The sequence below is a fragment of the Ohessyouella blattaphilus genome, assembly GCF_024721265.1.
Lineage (GTDB): Bacteria > Bacillota > Clostridia > Lachnospirales > Lachnospiraceae > Aequitasia > Aequitasia blattaphilus_A.
On record NZ_JAMXOC010000085.1, the window covers coordinates 1 to 975 of the forward strand.

General features: G+C 33.5%; 1 protein-coding gene. It reads left to right on the forward strand.

Annotated elements, in window-relative coordinates; genetic code table 11:
• Positions 1-284: 284 nt before the first annotated feature.
• A complete protein-coding gene (locus NHH16_RS15465) occupies positions 285-770 on the forward strand; it encodes a hypothetical protein (RefSeq protein ID WP_262070483.1) in 486 nt (161 codons plus the stop codon).
• Positions 771-975: the final 205 nt, after the last annotated feature.

The window sequence follows — 975 nt, forward strand, 5'->3', positions numbered from 1 at the left end:
CAACAAGAATTATACTATTTGCTGCGTTCTTTATCTATTCGCTATGCAGTATAATATGCTATTTTTATTACTATTTCCAAGGACAGAACTCAAAAACTAGTAAGCGATATAATTGACAATTTATACAAGAAGTCCTACATACACCTGTAGAATCTTGCTTTACAATTATTTTTTTTCAGCATTTATGTCATAAGGACGATAGAAGAGCATCTCCTATCAATTTCGAACTATTAATGTAAGGGTTTGAAGGAGATGTTCTGATATTGTTAGTAAGGGGACCAACTATGGACGAAAGATATCAGATAGCACCATTAATAGAGCTCGATGCAAATGAGTATATTAGTAACAAGCGGAAAGAGATTATGAAAAGAGTAATACCAAGCATTTTATTGGTTTTATTAATATCGGGAACAGTGTTAGTGTTTATAACGTTGAACGCTCAAGAAGGAAAGCGTTTGTTAGCAGTCGGTTATTATGGTATTGTTTTTGTTCTAGGAATTATTTCTTTGATATATCTATGTGTTCGACAGATGAAAGGGATTAATCGTCAAAGTATTAAGCATGTATATACTGGTGAGGCGGTAATAGATTCAGAGGAGTTAAATCAAATCCAATATAGGGATATAAGAGGAAATTATATAGCTACAGAATGTTCACTTTTAGAAGATATAGATCAAGAAATATCTGATATTGTCTGCATTACTCTTGAAGATGAACGAATTATAAAGGTTAAGCCCAGGAATATAAGCGATTCCAGCATAACAAACTGAGAGAATTATAAAAAATAGATAATGTGTAGGAGAAAATGAGAATGAAAAATTTGAAGAGACTAATAGGTTTAATAATGATTGTGGTACTATCTTTTTCGCTTGTCGCCTGTGGTGGCTGGAATGAAGAGGATGCCCAAAATTATGTGGCGGGATACCTAGATGCTGCGTACAAGCATGAGTTTTCTGCGTATATGAAGGCGACAAA